32 protein-coding genes are annotated in these 17,665 nt (G+C 38.3%); all 32 read right to left on the bottom strand.

The window, feature by feature from the left end; all coding sequences use genetic code 11:
• Positions 1-148: 148 nt before the first annotated feature.
• On the bottom strand, positions 149-634 hold the full coding sequence (gene rplQ, locus I6E11_RS11065) for a 50S ribosomal protein L17 (RefSeq protein WP_235338085.1): 486 nt from the start codon (positions 632-634) through the stop codon (positions 149-151).
• Positions 635-637: 3 nt separating this feature from the next.
• Positions 638-1,630 (bottom strand): DNA-directed RNA polymerase subunit alpha, encoded by a 993-nt coding sequence (locus tag I6E11_RS11060; RefSeq protein ID WP_235338084.1) that lies wholly within the window; start codon positions 1,628-1,630, stop codon positions 638-640.
• Positions 1,631-1,641: 11 nt separating this feature from the next.
• Positions 1,642-2,247 (bottom strand): 30S ribosomal protein S4, encoded by a 606-nt coding sequence (gene rpsD, locus I6E11_RS11055; RefSeq protein WP_235338083.1) that lies wholly within the window; start codon positions 2,245-2,247, stop codon positions 1,642-1,644.
• A 43-nt stretch (positions 2,248-2,290) separates the two neighbouring features.
• Complete coding sequence (gene rpsK / locus I6E11_RS11050) at positions 2,291-2,680, bottom strand: 30S ribosomal protein S11 (protein WP_005844897.1); 390 nt, start codon at positions 2,678-2,680, stop codon at positions 2,291-2,293.
• Positions 2,681-2,691: 11 nt separating this feature from the next.
• Entirely contained in the window at positions 2,692-3,072 is a 381-nt protein-coding gene (rpsM, locus tag I6E11_RS11045; RefSeq protein WP_007559362.1) for a 30S ribosomal protein S13, read from the bottom strand.
• Positions 3,073-3,105: 33 nt separating this feature from the next.
• Positions 3,106-3,222: a type B 50S ribosomal protein L36 gene (gene ykgO / locus I6E11_RS11040; RefSeq protein ID WP_002558051.1), complete on the bottom strand. Its 117-nt coding sequence runs from the start codon at positions 3,220-3,222 to the stop codon at positions 3,106-3,108.
• Positions 3,223-3,236: 14 nt separating this feature from the next.
• On the bottom strand, positions 3,237-3,455 hold the full coding sequence (gene infA / locus I6E11_RS11035; protein ID WP_002558052.1) for a translation initiation factor IF-1: 219 nt from the start codon (positions 3,453-3,455) through the stop codon (positions 3,237-3,239).
• Position 3,456: 1 nt separating this feature from the next.
• On the bottom strand, positions 3,457-4,251 hold the full coding sequence (gene map / locus I6E11_RS11030; RefSeq protein WP_235338082.1) for a type I methionyl aminopeptidase: 795 nt from the start codon (positions 4,249-4,251) through the stop codon (positions 3,457-3,459).
• 7 nt (positions 4,252-4,258) lie between these two features.
• Complete coding sequence (gene secY / locus I6E11_RS11025; protein WP_235338081.1) at positions 4,259-5,605, bottom strand: preprotein translocase subunit SecY; 1,347 nt, start codon at positions 5,603-5,605, stop codon at positions 4,259-4,261.
• Positions 5,606-5,609: 4 nt separating this feature from the next.
• Positions 5,610-6,056: a 50S ribosomal protein L15 gene (gene rplO, locus I6E11_RS11020; protein WP_235338080.1), complete on the bottom strand. Its 447-nt coding sequence runs from the start codon at positions 6,054-6,056 to the stop codon at positions 5,610-5,612.
• Between the two features lie 30 nt (positions 6,057-6,086).
• Entirely contained in the window at positions 6,087-6,263 is a 177-nt protein-coding gene (rpmD, locus tag I6E11_RS11015) for a 50S ribosomal protein L30 (RefSeq protein WP_235338079.1), read from the bottom strand.
• An 11-nt stretch (positions 6,264-6,274) separates the two neighbouring features.
• On the bottom strand, positions 6,275-6,790 hold the full coding sequence (gene rpsE / locus I6E11_RS11010) for a 30S ribosomal protein S5 (RefSeq protein ID WP_235338078.1): 516 nt from the start codon (positions 6,788-6,790) through the stop codon (positions 6,275-6,277).
• A gap of 6 nt (positions 6,791-6,796) precedes the next feature.
• Positions 6,797-7,138, bottom strand: coding sequence for a 50S ribosomal protein L18 (rplR, locus tag I6E11_RS11005; RefSeq protein ID WP_154043482.1), 342 nt, complete (start codon positions 7,136-7,138; stop codon positions 6,797-6,799).
• Positions 7,139-7,159: 21 nt separating this feature from the next.
• Complete coding sequence (gene rplF / locus I6E11_RS11000) at positions 7,160-7,729, bottom strand: 50S ribosomal protein L6 (protein WP_235338077.1); 570 nt, start codon at positions 7,727-7,729, stop codon at positions 7,160-7,162.
• 14 nt (positions 7,730-7,743) lie between these two features.
• Positions 7,744-8,139, bottom strand: a complete 396-nt coding sequence (gene rpsH, locus I6E11_RS10995; protein WP_235325462.1) for a 30S ribosomal protein S8 — start codon at positions 8,137-8,139, stop codon at positions 7,744-7,746.
• 60 nt (positions 8,140-8,199) lie between these two features.
• A complete protein-coding gene (gene rpsN, locus I6E11_RS10990) occupies positions 8,200-8,499 on the bottom strand; it encodes a 30S ribosomal protein S14 (RefSeq protein ID WP_154043485.1) in 300 nt (99 codons plus the stop codon).
• Between the two features lie 6 nt (positions 8,500-8,505).
• Positions 8,506-9,063, bottom strand: a complete 558-nt coding sequence (rplE, locus tag I6E11_RS10985; protein ID WP_235325464.1) for a 50S ribosomal protein L5 — start codon at positions 9,061-9,063, stop codon at positions 8,506-8,508.
• A 3-nt stretch (positions 9,064-9,066) separates the two neighbouring features.
• The gene (rplX, locus tag I6E11_RS10980) at positions 9,067-9,387 is read right to left on the bottom strand and encodes a 50S ribosomal protein L24 (RefSeq protein ID WP_154043487.1); all 321 of its coding nucleotides are present in this window, start codon (positions 9,385-9,387) and stop codon (positions 9,067-9,069) included.
• Between the two features lie 20 nt (positions 9,388-9,407).
• Complete coding sequence (gene rplN / locus I6E11_RS10975) at positions 9,408-9,773, bottom strand: 50S ribosomal protein L14 (protein ID WP_154043488.1); 366 nt, start codon at positions 9,771-9,773, stop codon at positions 9,408-9,410.
• 2 nt (positions 9,774-9,775) lie between these two features.
• Positions 9,776-10,033: a 30S ribosomal protein S17 gene (rpsQ, locus tag I6E11_RS10970; protein WP_235338076.1), complete on the bottom strand. Its 258-nt coding sequence runs from the start codon at positions 10,031-10,033 to the stop codon at positions 9,776-9,778.
• A gap of 11 nt (positions 10,034-10,044) precedes the next feature.
• Positions 10,045-10,239 carry a 50S ribosomal protein L29 gene (gene rpmC / locus I6E11_RS10965; protein ID WP_235325466.1) on the bottom strand — a complete coding sequence of 65 codons (195 nt, stop codon included), beginning with the start codon at positions 10,237-10,239 and terminating at the stop codon, positions 10,045-10,047.
• A gap of 7 nt (positions 10,240-10,246) precedes the next feature.
• The gene (gene rplP / locus I6E11_RS10960) at positions 10,247-10,678 is read right to left on the bottom strand and encodes a 50S ribosomal protein L16 (protein WP_154043491.1); all 432 of its coding nucleotides are present in this window, start codon (positions 10,676-10,678) and stop codon (positions 10,247-10,249) included.
• Positions 10,679-10,699: 21 nt separating this feature from the next.
• Positions 10,700-11,431, bottom strand: a complete 732-nt coding sequence (gene rpsC / locus I6E11_RS10955) for a 30S ribosomal protein S3 (RefSeq protein WP_235338075.1) — start codon at positions 11,429-11,431, stop codon at positions 10,700-10,702.
• A 6-nt stretch (positions 11,432-11,437) separates the two neighbouring features.
• Positions 11,438-11,848 (bottom strand): 50S ribosomal protein L22, encoded by a 411-nt coding sequence (rplV, locus tag I6E11_RS10950; protein ID WP_154043493.1) that lies wholly within the window; start codon positions 11,846-11,848, stop codon positions 11,438-11,440.
• A 37-nt stretch (positions 11,849-11,885) separates the two neighbouring features.
• Entirely contained in the window at positions 11,886-12,155 is a 270-nt protein-coding gene (rpsS, locus tag I6E11_RS10945) for a 30S ribosomal protein S19 (protein WP_235338074.1), read from the bottom strand.
• Between the two features lie 22 nt (positions 12,156-12,177).
• On the bottom strand, positions 12,178-12,999 hold the full coding sequence (gene rplB, locus I6E11_RS10940) for a 50S ribosomal protein L2 (protein ID WP_154043494.1): 822 nt from the start codon (positions 12,997-12,999) through the stop codon (positions 12,178-12,180).
• Between the two features lie 8 nt (positions 13,000-13,007).
• Positions 13,008-13,298: a 50S ribosomal protein L23 gene (rplW, locus tag I6E11_RS10935; protein ID WP_235338073.1), complete on the bottom strand. Its 291-nt coding sequence runs from the start codon at positions 13,296-13,298 to the stop codon at positions 13,008-13,010.
• A 19-nt stretch (positions 13,299-13,317) separates the two neighbouring features.
• Complete coding sequence (gene rplD, locus I6E11_RS10930) at positions 13,318-13,947, bottom strand: 50S ribosomal protein L4 (RefSeq protein ID WP_235338072.1); 630 nt, start codon at positions 13,945-13,947, stop codon at positions 13,318-13,320.
• Positions 13,947-14,564, bottom strand: a complete 618-nt coding sequence (rplC, locus tag I6E11_RS10925) for a 50S ribosomal protein L3 (RefSeq protein WP_235338071.1) — start codon at positions 14,562-14,564, stop codon at positions 13,947-13,949. Before rplC ends, rplD begins: the two co-directional genes overlap by 1 nt.
• A gap of 20 nt (positions 14,565-14,584) precedes the next feature.
• Positions 14,585-14,890 carry a 30S ribosomal protein S10 gene (gene rpsJ, locus I6E11_RS10920; protein WP_002558075.1) on the bottom strand — a complete coding sequence of 102 codons (306 nt, stop codon included), beginning with the start codon at positions 14,888-14,890 and terminating at the stop codon, positions 14,585-14,587.
• Between the two features lie 103 nt (positions 14,891-14,993).
• The gene (gene fusA / locus I6E11_RS10915) at positions 14,994-17,111 is read right to left on the bottom strand and encodes an elongation factor G (RefSeq protein ID WP_235338070.1); all 2,118 of its coding nucleotides are present in this window, start codon (positions 17,109-17,111) and stop codon (positions 14,994-14,996) included.
• Positions 17,112-17,143: 32 nt separating this feature from the next.
• Positions 17,144-17,620: a 30S ribosomal protein S7 gene (gene rpsG, locus I6E11_RS10910; RefSeq protein WP_235338069.1), complete on the bottom strand. Its 477-nt coding sequence runs from the start codon at positions 17,618-17,620 to the stop codon at positions 17,144-17,146.
• Between the last annotated feature and the right edge of the window lie 45 nt (positions 17,621-17,665).

Raw genomic sequence — 17,665 nt, 5'->3', positions numbered from 1 at the left:
AGCCGATTATACTACTTGAAAGCATGGAGATAGGGATAATACGGAAATATAGAAATCATACTCTATGAAAAATGAGAAACCGATGATTATATAACGAAAAGAGGATGCATCATTTTGACACACCCTCCTATATATTGCATCTACAGAATTATTCAGCTTTAGGGGCTTCCTCTGTTGTTGCTTCAGCTGCTTCTGCAACAGGAGCTTCAGTAGCAGCAGTTTTCTTAGAACGACGAGTACGAGTTGCTTTCTTAGCAGCTGTCTTAGCCATGTTCTCATTGTAATCAACCAATTCGATGAAACACATTTCTGCGTTGTCACCCAAACGGTTTCCAGTTTTAATGATACGTGTATAACCTCCTGGACGGTCTGCAACCTTAACAGAGATTTCTTTGAAAAGTTCTGTTACTGCATATTTGTCTTGCAAGTTACTAAATACAACACGACGTGAGTTAGTTGTATCCTCTTTTGATTTTGTTATCAAAGGTTCAACGAACTTTTTCAAAGCTTTAGCCTTTGCAACAGTCGTAGTGATTCTTTTGTGCTTGATCAAAGAACATGCCATGTTTGACAACATTGCGTTTCTGTGAGAAGCAGTACGACCTAAATGGTTAAATTTTTTATTATGTCTCATTTTTTATTCTTTATCTAATTTATATTTAGAAATATCTGTTCCAAACGTAAGATTCAGACTCTCGAGCAAATCATCAAGCTCAGTGAGCGATTTCTTACCAAAGTTTCTGAACTTGAGAAGATCTGTTTTGTTAAACTGAACCAAATCTCCTAATGTTTCCACATCAGCAGCCTTCAGACAGTTAAGGGCACGTACTGAAAGATCCATGTCTACTAACTTAGTCTTCAACAACTGTCTCATGTGCAGTACTTCTTCATCAAATTCTTCATTACTATCAGCATCAGAAGCTTCAAGAGTTATCTTTTCATCTGAGAACAACATGAAATGGTGTATCAGAATTTTAGCAGCTTCCTTTAATGCTTCCTTTGGGTGAATGGAACCATCCGTACTAATCTCAAGTACCAGCTTTTCGAAGTCTGTCTTCTGCTCAACGCGATAGTTTTCGACTGCATACTTAACATTACGTATCGGAGTATAAATAGAATCAATAGGAATTACATTAACATCAGTGCAATATATGCGGTTTTCGTCAGCAGGCACATATCCACGTCCTTTGTTAATAGTAATATCTATCTGCATAGTTGCTTTTGAGTCTAAATGGCAAATAACCAATTCAGGATTTAACACTTCAAATCCGGTCAAATGCTTACCGATGTCACCTGCTTTGAATTCAGTAGAATTCTCTACAGTGATGCTGACACTTTCATTTTCGTATTCGTCAACTATTTGCTTGAATCTTACTTGCTTCAGATTCAAGATAATGTTAGTTACATCCTCTTTTACACCTGGTACGGTTGCGAACTCATGTTCTACACCCTCAATACGTATAGTATTGATTGCATAACCTTCCAAAGAAGAAAGAAGAATACGGCGTAAAGCATTACCTACGGTAATACCGAAACCGGGTTCAAGCGGACGGAATTCAAATTTACCGAATTTTGAATCCGCTTCTAACATTAATACTTTATCTGGTTTTTGAAATGCTAATATCGCCATGAAATCAATTATTATTTAGAGTACAATTCAACGATTAAGTGTTCTTTTATGTTTTCAGGAATGTCAGCTCTCTGTGGAACGTGTAACATCTTACCAGTCTTAGAATTCTGATCCCATTCCATCCAAGGATATTTGCTATGGTTAAATCCAGCTAATGAGTTAGTAATAACTTCCAAAGACTTAGATTTTTCACGAACAGCAACCAACTGACCTGGTTTAACTGAGTATGATGGGATATTTACAACTTTACCATCAACAGTTATGTGTTTGTGACCAACTAGCTGACGAGCTGCAGCACGAGTTGGAGCAATACCCAAACGGAACACTACATTGTCAAGACGGCATTCAAGTGCCTGAAGCAAAAGCTCACCAGTAATACCATTCTGGCTTGCAGCTTTCTCAAACATATTACGGAACTGTTTTTCCAATACTCCGTATGTATATTTAGCTTTTTGCTTTTCAGCTAACATGACACCGTATTCAGAAGTCTTTCTACGGCGAGTATTTCCGTGCTGTCCAGGAGGATAGTTTCTCTTTGCTAATACTTTATCTGCTCCGAAGATAGCTTCACCGAATTTACGTGCAATTCTACTTTTAGGTCCAGTATATCTAGCCATTTCTATTTCAAATTTTAATTGTTATTAATACAGGTGTCTGAAATTATACTCTTCTTCTTTTTGGAGGACGACAACCGTTGTGAGGCAATGGAGTTACATCGATAATTTCTGTAACTTCTATTCCAGCACCGTGAACAGTTCTGATAGCAGACTCACGTCCGTTACCTGGACCTTTAACGTATGCTTTAACCTTTCTCAATCCAAGGTCAAATGCTACTTTTGCACAATCCTGTGCAGCCATCTGTGCTGCATAAGGAGTGTTCTTTTTTGAACCTCTAAATCCCATCTTACCTGCTGAAGACCAAGAAATAATCTGACCTTCACTATTTGCTAAAGAAACAATGATGTTATTGAATGATGAATGAACATGCAACTGTCCATTTGCGTCAACCTTCACATTTCTTTTTTTAGCTGCGACTGTTTTTTTTGCCATATCAACAATTATTATTTAGTAGCTTTTTTCTTGTTTGCAACTGTTTTCTTTCTTCCCTTACGTGTACGAGCATTGTTCTTTGTGCTCTGACCTCTTACAGGAAGTCCCAAACGGTGACGTACACCACGATAACAACCAATATCCATTAATCGCTTAATGTTTAATTGGATTTCTGAACGAAGATCTCCTTCTACTTTGTACTCAGCACCAATGATTTCACGAATTTTAGCTGCCTGATCATCTGTCCAATCTTTTACTTTAAGATCGCGATCTACACCAGCTTTATCCAAAATTTTTGCTGAACTGCTGCGTCCTATACCATATACGTATGTCAACGCAATCTCACCTCTTTTATTCTGAGGCAAATCTACACCAACTATTCTTATAGCCATAAACTAAATTATTTTTTTTGCAAAAATAATAAATTATCCTTGACGTTGTTTATACTTAGGATTTTTCTTGTTAATAACATACAAACGGCCATTACGTCTAACAATCTTACATTCCGGCGTACGTTTCTTTAATGAAGCTCTTACTTTCATATCTTAATTCTCAATTATTTGTATCTAAAAACAATTCTTCCTTTTGACAAATCATAAGGCGACATTTCAACTCTTACTTTGTCTCCTGGAAGTATTTTTATGTAATGCATTCTCATTTTACCAGAAATATGAGCGGTAATCTCATGTCCGTTTTCTAGTTCTACACGAAACATTGCATTTGACAATGCTTCAACTATTACTCCATCTTGCTCTATTGCTGATTGTTTTGCCATATTAATTTTTTTCTTCTAATACTTGTTCTATATATTCAAATGATGATAATATATCTGCTTTATCTAAGCCTATCGCAACTGTATGTTCAAAATGTGCAGCTACACTATTATCTCGTGTCCTAACTGTCCAATTGTCACTCTCAAGATAGACTTTTCGGTCTCCGAAAGATATCATAGGTTCTATAGCGATGCACATCCCTTTTCTAAGCAGGACTCCTGTACCTCTTCTACCATAATTGGGGACAGCGGGGTCCTCGTGCATCTCCTTACCAATTCCATGTCCTACAAACTCGCGGACAACTCCATACTTATGAGCTTCACAATGGGTTTGTATTGCATTTCCTATATCACCTATTCTTTTACCATGAACAGCATTCTCAATTCCTTTGTACAAAGCCTCTTTTGTAACTTTCAAAAGTTCAAGAATTTCCGCGCTGACCTCACCTACCGTAAAAGTATAAGCAGAATCTCCACAATAACCGTTCAGTAACGTCCCACAATCCACAGACACGATATCACCTTCTTTCAACGGTTCATCATTAGGAATTCCGTGTACCACTTGACTATTTACAGAAGTACATAGAGTGGCAGGAAATGGAGCTCCATATGGATTTGGATATCCTTTAAAGGTCGGTACTGCTCCGTGGTCTCTTATAAACTCTTCCGCTAATTTATCGAGTTGCTTTGTTGTGACTCCTGGCTTAATAATTTTAGCTACTTCAGCCAGAGTTCTTCCTACTAGAAGATTACTCTGACGAAGGAGCTCTATTTCATCATCTGTTTTAAGAATTATCATAGAATAATTAATAAGCAGCTACATTACCAGATCTACCTCTTATTCTTCCGGAACTTAACAGTCCGTCATAGTGTCTCATCAACAAATGACTTTCAACTTGCTGTAAAGTATCCAAAACAACACCTACTAGAATCAATAGCGATGTGCCACCAAAGAATTGAGCAAATTCAGCTTGAATTCCGAAATAACCAGCAAAAGCAGGAAGTACTGCAATAATCGCTAAGAAAAGAGAACCCGGTAAAGTAATTCTAGACATTATAGTATCCAAATAATCAGAAGTTTGTTTACCTGGCTTAATACCTGGAATAAAACCATTATTTCTTTTCATATCCTCTGCCATTTGGTTCGGATTAATTGTAATAGCTGTATAAAAGTAAGTAAATACAATAATAAGTATTGCAAATACTAAGTTATAGGCAAAACTAGTATGATCAATTAATGATCTCATTAACCCACTAGCGCTCTCTGTGTTTGAAAAACCTATAAATGTTATAGGAATAAACATTATAGCTTGAGCGAAGATTATAGGCATCACGTTTGCTGCATTCACTTTTAATGGAATATATTGTCTTGCACCGCCATACTGCTTATTACCGACAATACGTTTTGCATATTGTACTGGAACCTTACGTACTCCCTGAACAAGCAAAATTGCTGCAGCTATAACTGCTAACAAGGCAACAATTTCAATTATGAACATTATCACACCACCAGTCTCTGCTAAAGTTAATCTTGAAACTAACTCACCACCGAAAGCCTGAGGTAAACGTGCAATAATACCCACCATGATGATTAATGAAATACCGTTTCCTATACCTTTATCAGTTATTCTTTCACCTAACCAAAGAACGAACATACTACCTGCCGCCAATATTATGGTAGATGTAATTATAAAGAAAGTCCAATCTAATGAAGCATTAAGAGCTGGTCCTGCCTGGAATTTTAAGTTAATCAAATATGAAGGAGCCTGGAATACTAAGATTATCAAAGTCAATATTCGTGTATATTGATTAATTTTTCTACGTCCGCTTTCTCCTTCACGTTGCAACTTCTGGAAGTATGGTACAGCAATTGCCAACAACTGTATGACAATGGAAGCTGAGATATACGGCATTATTCCCAATGCAAAAATTGAAGCATTGGAAAAAGCTCCACCAGAAAACATATTCAATAAGGCAAGAAGACCTTCACTTGTCTGCTCATGCAATTTAGACAACATCTCCGGATTTATACCTGGTAATACTACATAGGATCCTAAACGGTAAATTGCGACAAACAATATGGTTATGAGGATCCTTTTTCTAAGATCCTCAATGTTCCATATATTCTTTAATGTTTCAATAGATTTTCTCATTTAATCAGAGTTTTACTGCATTACCACCTACGGCTTCGATTGCAGCTACCGCACTTTTTGAGAAAGCATTTGCTTCAACATCAAGTTTAGTAGTTAAACTACCGTTACCTAGAACTTTCACTAATTGGTTAGAAGAGATATAACCAGCTTCTATAAGTTCGTTGATGCCTACCTTTGTCAAGTTCTTAGCATCAGCTAATGCTTGAATAACTTCAAGATTGATTGCCTTATATTCAACACGGTTTATATTCTTGAAACCAAATTTTGGAACACGACGCTGAAGAGGCATCTGACCACCTTCAAATCCGATTTTCTTTGAATAACCAGATCTTGATTTTGCTCCTTTATGTCCTCTTGTAGAAGTACCTCCTAAACCAGAACCTGGACCACGTCCGATTCTCTTTCTAGTTTTTACAGAACCTTCTGCTGGAGTTAAACTATTTAAATTCATATTGTAAAATCCTTTATTATTAACGATATATTACTTAACGATCTCAACCAGGTGTTTTACCTTTTGAATCATTCCGAGGATTGATGGAGTTTCTTCGTGTTCAACCACACGATTCAGCTTGCGAAGTCCAAGTGCATCCAAAGTTCTTTTCTGATCAGCTGGAGCACCAATTCTGCTCTTTACTTGTTTAATCTTTATAGTTGACATGTTATTCCTCCTTATCCTCTAAATACTTTATCCAAACTTACGCCTCTATTCTGGGCAACCATTCTTGCATCACGCATTTCTCCTAAAGCCTTGATAGTAGCTTTCACAAGGTTGTGTGGATTTGAAGAACCTTTTGACTTAGCCAAAACGTCTGTAATACCAACACTTTCCAATACTGCACGCATTGCACCACCTGCTACTACTCCAGTACCTGTTGAAGCTGGTTTGATGAATACTTCAGCACCACCGAATTTTGCTGACTGTTCGTGAGGTACAGTACCTTTTAGAACAGGAACACGAGTCAGGTTCTTCTTTGCTGATTCAACACCCTTTGCAATAGCTGCTGTTACTTCACCAGCCTTACCAAGTCCCCAACCTATGATACCATCTTCATTTCCTACCACTACAATAGCAGAGAAACTAAATGTTCTACCACCTTTTGTAACTTTAGTAACACGGTTGATTGCAACCAATCTATCTTTTAATTCAATATCGTTAGTGATCTTAACTCTATTATTAACTGCCATAATTCATTAAAATTTAAGTCCACCGTTACGAGCAGCATCAGCTACTTCTTTTACTCTCCCATGATACAAGTAACCATTACGGTCGAATACGACAGTCGTAATACCAGCTTCCTGAGCTTTTTTCGCGATCAATTCACCAACCTTCGCTGCTTGTTCTTTCTTTGGACATGCTTCCATGCCTAGTGAAGATGCAGCAGCTAGTGTTTTACCATTCAAGTCATCAATTACCTGAACATAGATCTGCTTGTTACTTCTAAATACACTCATACGCGGACGTTCAGGAGTACCTGAAATTTTGTTGCGTACTCTATATTTGATTTTGATTCGTCTTTCTATTTTTGTTGTCATAATTATACGTATTTAAGTGAATTATTTAGCACCAGCTGACTTACCAGACTTTCTACGAATTTCTTCGCCAACAAACTTAATACCTTTTCCTTTATAAGGTTCAGGCTTACGGAAAGAACGTATTTTTGAACAAACCTGTCCTAGAAGCTGTTTATCACATGATTCCAAAATGATAAGCGGATTCTTATTTCTTTCAGATTTAGTTTCAACTTTTACTTCAGGTGGCAACTGCAAAAATATATTGTGTGTATAACCTAATGCAAAATCAATAATGTTTCCATTATTAGAAGCACGATAACCCACACCTACTAATTCCAATTCTTTCTTGTATCCTTGAGAAACACCAACTACCATGTTGTTAATCAAGGCACGATACAATCCATGGAATGCATGACGCTGTTTTGGGTTATCCAATAATGCGCTTTCGTTCTCAGTCAATACAACGTGACCGTCAGCAATTTCAACATTTATAGAAGGATCTACAAACTGACTCAACTCACCTTTTGGACCTTTTACGTTTACTACGTTATCCTTTAGAGTAACTGTTACTCCTGAAGGGATTGAAATAGGTAATTTACCAATTCTTGACATTGCTTATCCTCCTATTAATATACATAACAAAGAACTTCACCACCTATTTTCAATTCAGCAGCTTCCTTGTTAGTCATTACACCTTTGGAAGTAGATATAATTGCTATACCCAATCCATTAATAACTCTCGGCATGTCTTTGTAACCAGTGTATTTACGCATACCTGGAGTAGAAACTCTGATAAGTTTCTTGATAGCGTTAACTTTGTTAACGTTATCATACTTCAAAGCCACTTTGATAGTACCTTGAGGACCATCTTCTACAAATTTGTAGTTTAAAATGTACCCCTTGTCAAATAAGATCTTAGTGATCTCCTTCTTCAAATTAGATGCAGGCACTTCAACTACTCTGTGCTTTGCACTAATTGCATTTCTCAATCTTGTGAGATAATCTGCTATTGGATCTGTCATAAAATAAAATTGTTAAATTAATCAGGACTACCCTGACAATATTTAATAATAAAAAAGTCTTTACCAGCTAGCTTTCTTTACACCTGGGATCAAACCGTTAGAAGCCATTTCGCGGAACTGAATACGAGAAATACCGAACTGACGCATATAACCCTTTGGACGTCCAGTAAGCTTGCAACGGTTGTGCAAACGAATTGGATTAGAATTTTTTGGCAGGTCCTGCAATTTCTGTGCAGCTTCAAAAGCTTCAACAGGGTCACCAGTGTTAACGATTTTCTTGAGTGCAGCACGCTTCTCAGCATATTTTGCAACAAGTTTAGCTCTTTTTACTTCACGAGCTTTCATTGATTCTTTTGCCATAGCTTATCAATCTTTTTTTGCGTTTTTAAACGGTAAACCGAATTCTTTCAAAAGAGCATATCCTTCTTCATCAGTCTGGGCTGAAGTTACAAAAGTAATGTTCATACCCAATATCTTAGTAATGCTGTCGATGTTGATTTCAGGGAAAATTATCTGCTCCTGTATACCTAATGTATAGTTACCTCTACCATCAAATTTACTTTCGATACCTTTGAAGTCACGGATACGTGGCAAAGCAACACGTACAAGTTTTTCAAGGAATTCGTACATTCTCTCACGACGCAAAGTTACCATAACGCCAATAGGCATTTTTTTACGTAACTTAAAGTTTGCGATATCCTTACGAGATACAGTTGCTACAGCTTTCTGACCTGTTATGGCAGTCAACTCATTGATAGCAACATCTATGATCTTCTTATCGGCTACAGCCATTCCTAATCCTTGATTGATAACAATCTTTTTAAGAACAGGAATCTGCATTGTCGAAGAATACTGGAATTGATTCTTCAATGCTGGAGCTATACGCTCAGCATATTCTTTCTTTAGGCTTGCAGTATTACTCATTTATTAGATCTCCTCTCCTGATTTTTTAGCATAACGAACAAATGTTCTACCGTCAGAACTTTCTCTTCTACCAATACGTGTTGGTTTACCTGTTTTAGGATCTACAGGGTTAAGGTTTGAAATATGAATAGGAGCTTCCTGCTTCACAATACCTCCCTGAGGGTTCTTAGCGTTAGGCTTAGTACTCTTAGATACCATATTGATACCTTCAACCAAAGCACGTCCTTCCTTAACTAGGACTTTCAACACACGTCCAGTTTTACCTTTATCTTCACCAGAGTTAACGTAAACTGTATCGCCTTTTTTAATATGTAATTTACTCATTACTTAAATCTTTTACAAAATTAAAGTACTTCAGGTGCCAAAGAAACAACTTTCATATTAGCATTACGCAATTCTCTCGCAACCGGACCAAAGATACGACTTCCTCTAATTTCACCAGCGTTATTCAGCAATACGCAAGCATTATCATCAAAACGAATATAAGAACCGTCAGCACGACGAATTTCTTTCTTAGTACGTACGATCAGGGCTTTAGATACGGCACCTTTTTTAACATCACTTGAAGGGATTACACTCTTTATTGAAACTACAATAACATCCCCAACAGAGGCATAACGTCTTTTTGTACCACCTAGAACGCGAATACAAAGAGCTTCTTTTGCACCACTGTTGTCACACACTGTAAGTCTTGATTCTGTTTGTATCATGATTACTTAGCTCTTTCAATAATTTCAACTAATCTCCATCTCTTTGTTTTGCTCAATGGACGAGTTTCCATGATACGTACTGTATCACCAAGAAGACATTCATTTTTTTCGTCATGAGCATGGTATTTCTTCGTCTTGCTAACGAACTTACCATAAATAGGGTGTTTCTCCTTAAACTTAGCAGCAACAGTAATGGTCTTTTCCATCTTGTTGCTTATAACAACACCAGTTCTTTCTTTTCTTAAATTTCTAACTTCCATGTGGACCATTATTATTTGTTAAGTTCTCTCTGACGCAACTCTGTCTTCATTCTTGCGATAGTTCTACGCAATTGTTTAATCTGAGCAGGATTTGCCAGTGGAGAGATTGAATGATTCAAAACCATTTGTTTGTAATTAGCTTCTTCAGTCTGAATTCTTTCAGCTAATTCGCTAGTAGCTATTTCTCTTATTTCTGCAATCTTCATATCTCAATTAAGCATTTTGACTTGCGTCGTAATCACGTCTAACAATAAACTTAGTTGTAACTGGAAGTTTCTGAGCTGCGAGGCGCAGAGCTTCTTTTGCAATATCAAAAGGAACTCCTTCTACTTCGATCAATATACGACCTGGAGTAACTGGAGCTACGAATCCTTCTGGTGAACCTTTACCTTTACCCATACGTACGTCAGCTGGTTTACGAGTAATAGGTTTATCAGGGAATATACGAATCCAGATCTGTCCCTGACGCTGCATATATCTTGTTACAGCAATACGAGCTGCTTCAATCTGACGTCCAGTGATCCATTTAGTCTGCAATGACTTGATACCAAAAGTACCGAAAGCCAGCTGATGTCCTCTCTGGGCATTACCTTTAGCACTACCTTTCTGCTGTCTTCTGAATTTTGTCTTTTTCGGTTGTAACATAATTCCTAAAATTCAAATTCGTTAGCGATTGTTGTTTTTTTTCTTACGGAAGTTTTTTCCACCATTATTTGAACCGTTGTTACGGCCAGTTTCTTTTGTCTGAGTGAAGTTTGGAGCCAACTCACGTTTTCCATAAACCTCTCCACGGCAAATCCATACTTTAATACCTAGCAAACCTACTTTAGTCAAGGCTTCTGCATGACAATAGTCAATATCTGCACGGAAAGTATGTAGCGGAGTACGTCCTTCTTTATACATTTCTGAACGTGCCATTTCTGCACCATTCAAACGACCAGAGATAAGGATTTTGATACCTTCAGCTCCCATACGCATTGTATTTGCAATAGCAGTTTTAATCGCGCGTCTGTAAGCAATTTTACCTTCAACCTGGCGTGCTATATTATTAGCAACAATCACAGCGTCTAACTCAGGTCTCTTAACTTCAAAGATATTAATCTGAATATCTTTATCAGTGATCTTCTTCAACTCTTCCTTCAACTTATCAACTTCCTGACCACCTTTACCTATGATAATACCTGGACGAGCAGTGCATACAGTAATTGTCACCAATTTCAGAGTACGTTCAATTACAATTCTTGAAACACTTGCCTTTGCAAGTCTGGCATTCAAGTACTTACGGATTTTGCTATCTTCGAGCAAAGCGTCACCATAATTTTTGCCACCGTACCAATTTGAATCCCATCCTCTGATAATTCCTAAACGGTTGCTTATCGGATTAACTTTCTGTCCCATCTACTCTTAATTTTGATTATCATTAGTATTCTTTGAATCAACGAACAAAGTCACATGATTTGAGCGTTTGCGAATTCTGTATCCTCTTCCCTGTGGAGCTGGTCTCATTCTTTTGAGTGTTGCACCACCATCAACATAAATCTTTGTTACAAACAATTCACCGCTTTCAGCTTTACGTTCGTTTTTCTGTTCCCAGTTAGCAATAGCAGAGCGTAACAATTTTTCCACTCTTGCAGAAGCTTCTTTAGAAGAAAACTTCAGTACACCAAGCGCTCTGTTCACTTCCATACCGCGAATCATGTCAGCCACGAGACGCATTTTTCTTGGAGATGTAGGAACATTCTGCAACTTGGCAAAATACATGGTTTTAAGGGCTTCTTTTCTCTTTTCAGCCGATATTTTTTTTCTTGCTCCCATTATTATTTACTTTATTATTTTTCAAATAAGTCTCCCGTTATTTTTTCTTGTTACCGGCATGGCCACGGAATGTACGTGTTGGCGAGAATTCACCAAGTTTGTGTCCGACCATATTTTCAGTAACGTAAACAGGAATAAATTTGTTACCGTTGTGAACTGCAATTGTATGCCCTACGAAATCAGGCGAAATCATTGAAGCTCTAGCCCAAGTCTTAACAACTGATTTCTTGCCGCTTTCATTCATAGCAAGCACCTTCTTTTCCAGTTTTACATTAATATATGGACCTTTTTTTAATGAACGACTCATAATTTACTCAATTAATCAGTTATTACTTTCTTCTCTCAATTATATACTTAGAAGACTGTTTCTTAGGTGCTCTAGTCTTCAAGCCCTTAGCATACAAGCCTGTACGTGATCTTGGGTGACCTCCTGACTGACGTCCTTCACCACCACCCATTGGGTGATCAACAGGGTTCATAACAACACCACGGTTGTGTGGACGACGGCCCAACCAGCGAGAACGTCCTGCTTTACCAGAAGATTCAAGAGCGTGATCAGAGTTACCAACACTACCGATAGTAGCCTTACAAGCACTCAAGATTTGTCTTACTTCACCTGAAGGCAATTTGATTACACAATACTTACCTTCGCGAGAAGTCAACTGAGCAAAATTACCAGCCGATCTTACTAAAGCTGCACCCTGACCTGGACGTAACTCGATATTGTGAATAACTGTACCTACAGGGATGTTTTCAAGCGGAAGTGCGTTACCAATCTCTGGCGCCGCAGTCGCTCCTGACATCAAAGTGCTGCCAACTTGCAATCCATTAGGAGCAATAATATATCTCTTTTCTCCATCAGCATAGAACAACAAAGCGATACGTGCCGAACGGTTTGGATCATACTCTATTGTCTTAACAACTGCTGGAACACCGTCTTTATTTCTCTTGAAGTCGATGAAACGGAATTTTCTCTTATGACCACCGCCGATATAGCGCATTGTCATTTTACCTACGTGGTTACGACCACCAGTAGAACGCTTTCCACATACAAGAGATTTCTCTGGTACCGATGCAGTAATTTCTTCAAAAGTACCAATAATTTTGTGTCTCTGCCCCGGTGTTGTGGGCTTAAATTTACGTACTGCCATCTTATTTATTAAATATTGCTATAAAAATCAATAGTATCGCCTTCTTTCAATGTCACTATAGCTTTCTTATAAGCATTAGTACGACCTTTGATCAGGCCTGATTTAGTATAACGGCTTTTATTCTTTCCTGCATAGCGTATAGTATTTACGCCAACTACAGTCACGTTATACAAAGCCTCGATTTCACTCTTAATCTCTAATTTGTTAGCATCAGGACGCACAATAAAACCGAAACGATTGAACTTTTCAGTTATAGCAGTCATTTTTTCTGTTACTAACGGTTTAATAATAATTCCCATTTTACTAAGCCTCCTTTAATTATTTAACTAAGGTTTCCTCGATAGCTTTTAATGCACTCTCAGTTACAACAAGAGTTTCTGCATTCAATACTGAGTAAGTATTTAACGCAGAAGCAATTGCTAAATTCGTACGCTCTAAGTTACGAGCGGACAAATATACGTTTTTATTTGCTTCCGGCAAAACCATAAGTAGCTTTTTGCCAGCCACTTTCAAATTATTCACAACATTTATAAATTCTTTAGTCTTCGGAGCTTCAAAAGTGAAGTCTTCAACAACCAAGATGTTGTTAGTCTGTGCCTTATAAGCTAAAGCAGATTTACGTGCCAAAGCCTTAACCTTCTTATTCAATTTGAACCAGTAATCGCGTGGTTTAGGACCAAAAACACGAGCACCACCTACCAAAAGTGGAGAGTTGATATCACCACGACGTGCACCGCCACCACCTTTCTGACGACCCAACTTGCGAGTAGAACCGCTTATTTCACTTCTTTCCTTTGACTTATGAGTTCCCTGGCGCTGATTAGCCATGTACTGCTTAACATCAAGATAGATAGCGTGATCATTTGGTGTAATACCGAAAATAGCATCGTTAAGCGCTACTTTTCTACCAGTATCTTCACCTTTAATATTTAATACGTTAACTTCCATTATTTCTCAATTATTACGATTGAACCTTTGTAACCTGGAACAGAACCCTTAATAAGAAGAAGATTATGTTCAGGAATTACTTTTAATACCTGTAAGTTGTGAGTAGTTACTCTGTCACCACCCATGTGGCCACCCATACGCATTCCTTTGAATACTTTAGCTGGGTAAGAACAAGCACCGATAGAACCCGGCTTACGAGCACGGTTATGCTGACCGTGAGTAGTCTGTCCAACACCACCAAATCCATGACGTTTTACAACACCCTGGAAACCCTTACCTTTAGAGGTACCAATCACGTCAACGTAATTTACGTCATTGAACAACTCTACAGTAATAGTGTCACCTAAATTCAATTCTTCTGAGAAATCTTTGAACTCGGCCAAGTGTCTCTTTGGAGTTACTCCAGCTTTCTTAAAGTGTCCCATCAAAGGCTTTGTAGTATGCTTTTCCTTTTTGTCCTGGAAACCTACCTGAACAGCAGCATAACCATCTTTTTCAACACTCTTAATCTGAGTAACTACACAAGGACCAGCTTCGATAACAGTGCATGGTACATTCTTACCATCAGCACTGAACACGGATGTCATTCCGATTTTCTTTCCTAATAATCCTGGCATTTCAGTTAAATTTTAATTGATTAAACTTTAATTTCTACTTCTACTCCACTTGGTAATTCCAATTTCATCAAAGCATCAACAGTTTTAGCAGTTGAGCTATAGATGTCGATAAGTCTCTTATAAGAAGACAATTCGAACTGTTCACGTGACTTTTTGTTAACGAAAGTCGAACGGTTTACAGTAAAGATTCTTTTGTGTGTTGGCAATGGAATTGGTCCGCTAACGATAGCACCTGTAGCCTTCACAGTTCTTACAATTTTTTCAGCAGACTTGTCTACCAAGTTGTGATCGTAAGATTTCAGTTTAATTCTGATTTTCTGACTCATTGTTAAATTTTAAATTGTTAATTAATTGATTATTATAAGATGAAGCTTGAGGGCTAAGAGTCATTCGCTAGCCCTCATAGGCTTCAAGATATTATTTTATAGATTAAACTAGATCAACTCGACCTTTAACTTCTTCAAGAACAGTCTTAGCGATTGAGCTAGAAACCTGTGCATGATGATCGTAAGTCATTGAAGAAGTAGCACGACCTGAAGTGATAGTACGCAAAGCTGTTACATAACCGAACATTTCTGCCAGTGGAACCATTGCTTTAACAATACGAGCACCAGAACGGCTTGACTCCATACCTTCTACCTGACCACGGCGCTTGTTCAAGTCACCGATAACATCACCCATGTTTTCTTCCGGAGTTACAACTTCAAGCTTCATGATAGGCTCCATAAGAACAGGACCTGCTTTAGCACAAGCATTCTTGTAAGCTTGAATAGCACAGATTTCGAAAGACAACTGGTCTGAGTCAACAGGGTGGAAAGAACCATCCTTCAAGACAACCTTCAACGAATCGAGAGGGAAGCCAGCCAACACACCATTCTTCATTGCAGTCTGGAAACCTTTCTGTACTGAAGGGATGAATTCCTTAGGCACATTACCACCTTTAACCTCATCGATGAACTGAAGTCCACCTTCTTTGTAATCTTCATCAACTGGGCCAATAGTTACGATGATATCAGCGAACTTACCACGACCACCTGACTGCTTCTTATATACCTCACGAAGTTCTACTGTCTTAGTAATAGCTTCCTTGTAGTTAACCTGAGGACGACCTTGGTTACATTCAACCTTAAATTCACGTTTCAAACGGTCGATGATGATATCCAAGTGAAGCTCACCCATACCAGAGATAACTGTCTGACCAGTCTGTTCGTCAGTTCTTACAGTAAATGTTGGGTCTTCTTCAGCAAGTTTAGCCAAACCGTTAGAAAGCTTGTCAAGGTCTTTCTGAGTCTTAGGCTCTACTGCGATACCGATAACTGGTTCTGGGAAGTCCATAGACTCAAGAACGATTGGAGCAGTTTCATCACAAAGAGTATCACCAGTACGGATATCTTTGAAACCAACGCCTGCACCTATATCACCAGCACTTACTACTTCAACTGGGTTCTGCTTGTTTGAGTGCATCTGGAACAAACGAGAAACACGTTCTTTCTTACCAGAGCGAGAGTTGAAGATATAAGAACCTGCTTCGATTTTACCCGAGTAAACACGGAAGAAAGTCAAACGACCTACATATGGGTCAGTTGCAATCTTGAACGCAAGAGCAGAAGTCTTTTCATCTTCATCTGGTTTACGATCTTCTTCAGCACCAGTATTTGGGTTAGTACCGATGATGTTTGGAGTATCAAGCGGAGAAGGCAAGAATGCACATACATAGTCAAGAAGAGTCTGAACACCTTTGTTCTTAAATGAAGAACCACAGAACATAGGCACGATATCCATCTTCAAAGTACCAGCACGAAGAGCACGTAAGATTTCTTCTTCTGTTATAGTAGAAGGATCATCGAAATATTTCTCCATAAGAGCTTCGTCAAACTCAGCTACTTTTTCAAGCATCTTATCTCTCCATTCCTGAGCTTCGTCTACCAAGTTAGCAGGGATTTCCTCTACGTCATAGTCAGCACCCATTGTTTCATCATGCCAAAGAATAGCTTTCATCTTAATAAGGTCAACTACACCTTTGAAGTTTTCTTCAGCACCGATTGGGATAACAACCGGACATGGGTTAGCTCCAAGAACATCCTTCATCTGGCGTACAACTTCGAAGAAGTCAGCACCAGAGCGGTCCATTTTATTTACGTAACCGATACGAGGAACGTTATATTTATCAGCCTGACGCCATACAGTTTCTGACTGTGGTTCAACGCCACCTACAGCACAATATGCAGCAACTGCACCGTCAAGTACACGCAAAGAGCGTTCTACTTCGGCTGTAAAGTCAACGTGTCCCGGAGTATCAATCAAGTTAATTTTATAAGTATTACCCGCATATTTCCAACGAGTTGTAGTAGCGGCAGAAGTAATAGTGATACCACGTTCCTGCTCTTGCTCCATCCAGTCCATTGTTGCTGCACCGTCATGAACTTCACCAATCTTGTGAGTCAAACCAGTGTAGAACAAGATACGTTCTGAAGTCGTAGTTTTACCAGCATCAATGTGAGCCATGATACCGATATTACGGGTCAAATGCAAATCTTGTTTAGCCATTTTAAATATACAATTATTAAATTATTACTTGATTAAAATCTGAAATGCGCAAAAGCACGGTTAGCTTCAGCCATACGATGCATATCTTCCTTACGTTTGAAAGCACCACCCTGTTCGTTATAAGCATCAAGGATTTCAGCAGCCAATTTATCAGCCATGCTCTTACCACCACGCTTACGAGCGAATAAGATCAAGTTCTTCATTGAGATAGACTCTTTACGATCAGGACGAATTTCAGTAGGAACCTGGAATGTTGCACCACCGATACGACGAGATTTAACTTCAAGCTGTGGAGTTACATTTTCGAGAGCTTTTTTCCACACTTCAAGTGCAGAAGTTTCTTCTGCAGGCAACTTTGTACCAACTACATTAAGTGCACCGTAAAAGATTTCATAAGAAGTATTCTTCTTTCCATCATACATCAGATGATTTACAAATTTAGAAACCTTCTGATCATTAAATACTGGATCCGGAAGGACCACACGTTTTTTTGGTTTTGCTTTTCTCATTTTGTTTGACAAATTATGTTTAGTTTGGGGCTGCACCTCTGTTTG

It is taken from the genome of Bacteroides caecigallinarum (assembly GCF_021531075.1).
GTDB classification, from domain to species: domain Bacteria; phylum Bacteroidota; class Bacteroidia; order Bacteroidales; family Bacteroidaceae; genus Phocaeicola; species Phocaeicola caecigallinarum_B.
Note: the sequence above shows the minus strand (reverse complement) of the source record. Positions and strands in the feature narration are given on the sequence as shown.

Coding starts and splice junctions, on each gene's coding strand:
- rplQ (WP_235338085.1), bottom strand. CDS start 634: ATGAGACATAATAAAAAATTTAACCATTTAGGTCGTACTGCTTCTCAC.
- I6E11_RS11060 (WP_235338084.1), bottom strand. CDS start 1,630: ATGGCGATATTAGCATTTCAAAAACCAGATAAAGTATTAATGTTAGAA.
- rpsD (WP_235338083.1), bottom strand. CDS start 2,247: ATGGCTAGATATACTGGACCTAAAAGTAGAATTGCACGTAAATTCGGT.
- rpsK (WP_005844897.1), bottom strand. CDS start 2,680: ATGGCAAAAAAAACAGTCGCAGCTAAAAAAAGAAATGTGAAGGTTGAC.
- rpsM (WP_007559362.1), bottom strand. CDS start 3,072: ATGGCTATAAGAATAGTTGGTGTAGATTTGCCTCAGAATAAAAGAGGT.
- ykgO (WP_002558051.1), bottom strand. CDS start 3,222: ATGAAAGTAAGAGCTTCATTAAAGAAACGTACGCCGGAATGTAAGATT.
- infA (WP_002558052.1), bottom strand. CDS start 3,455: ATGGCAAAACAATCAGCAATAGAGCAAGATGGAGTAATAGTTGAAGCA.
- map (WP_235338082.1), bottom strand. CDS start 4,251: ATGATAATTCTTAAAACAGATGATGAAATAGAGCTCCTTCGTCAGAGT.
- secY (WP_235338081.1), bottom strand. CDS start 5,605: ATGAGAAAATCTATTGAAACATTAAAGAATATATGGAACATTGAGGAT.
- rplO (WP_235338080.1), bottom strand. CDS start 6,056: ATGAATTTAAATAGTTTAACTCCAGCAGAAGGTTCTGTAAAAACTAGA.
- rpmD (WP_235338079.1), bottom strand. CDS start 6,263: ATGTCAACTATAAAGATTAAACAAGTAAAGAGCAGAATTGGTGCTCCA.
- rpsE (WP_235338078.1), bottom strand. CDS start 6,790: ATGGCAGTTAATAATAGAGTTAAGATCACTAACGATATTGAATTAAAA.
- rplR (WP_154043482.1), bottom strand. CDS start 7,138: ATGACAACAAAAATAGAAAGACGAATCAAAATCAAATATAGAGTACGC.
- rplF (WP_235338077.1), bottom strand. CDS start 7,729: ATGTCAAGAATTGGTAAATTACCTATTTCAATCCCTTCAGGAGTAACA.
- rpsH (WP_235325462.1), bottom strand. CDS start 8,139: ATGACAGATCCAATAGCAGATTATCTCACAAGATTGAGAAATGCAATT.
- rpsN (WP_154043485.1), bottom strand. CDS start 8,499: ATGGCAAAAGAATCAATGAAAGCTCGTGAAGTAAAAAGAGCTAAACTT.
- rplE (WP_235325464.1), bottom strand. CDS start 9,063: ATGAGTAATACTGCAAGCCTAAAGAAAGAATATGCTGAGCGTATAGCT.
- rplX (WP_154043487.1), bottom strand. CDS start 9,387: ATGAGTAAATTACATATTAAAAAAGGCGATACAGTTTACGTTAACTCT.
- rplN (WP_154043488.1), bottom strand. CDS start 9,773: ATGATACAAACAGAATCAAGACTTACAGTGTGTGACAACAGTGGTGCA.
- rpsQ (WP_235338076.1), bottom strand. CDS start 10,033: ATGGAAGTTAGAAATTTAAGAAAAGAAAGAACTGGTGTTGTTATAAGC.
- rpmC (WP_235325466.1), bottom strand. CDS start 10,239: ATGAAGATTGCAGAAATAAGAGAAATAGCTACTAGCGAATTAGCTGAA.
- rplP (WP_154043491.1), bottom strand. CDS start 10,678: ATGTTACAACCGAAAAAGACAAAATTCAGAAGACAGCAGAAAGGTAGT.
- rpsC (WP_235338075.1), bottom strand. CDS start 11,431: ATGGGACAGAAAGTTAATCCGATAAGCAACCGTTTAGGAATTATCAGA.
- rplV (WP_154043493.1), bottom strand. CDS start 11,848: ATGGGAGCAAGAAAAAAAATATCGGCTGAAAAGAGAAAAGAAGCCCTT.
- rpsS (WP_235338074.1), bottom strand. CDS start 12,155: ATGAGTCGTTCATTAAAAAAAGGTCCATATATTAATGTAAAACTGGAA.
- rplB (WP_154043494.1), bottom strand. CDS start 12,999: ATGGCAGTACGTAAATTTAAGCCCACAACACCGGGGCAGAGACACAAA.
- rplW (WP_235338073.1), bottom strand. CDS start 13,298: ATGGGAATTATTATTAAACCGTTAGTAACAGAAAAAATGACTGCTATA.
- rplD (WP_235338072.1), bottom strand. CDS start 13,947: ATGGAAGTTAACGTATTAAATATTAAAGGTGAAGATACTGGTAGAAAA.
- rplC (WP_235338071.1), bottom strand. CDS start 14,564: ATGCCAGGATTATTAGGAAAGAAAATCGGAATGACATCCGTGTTCAGT.
- rpsJ (WP_002558075.1), bottom strand. CDS start 14,890: ATGAGTCAGAAAATCAGAATTAAACTGAAATCTTACGATCACAACTTG.
- fusA (WP_235338070.1), bottom strand. CDS start 17,111: ATGGCTAAACAAGATTTGCATTTGACCCGTAATATCGGTATCATGGCT.
- rpsG (WP_235338069.1), bottom strand. CDS start 17,620: ATGAGAAAAGCAAAACCAAAAAAACGTGTGGTCCTTCCGGATCCAGTA.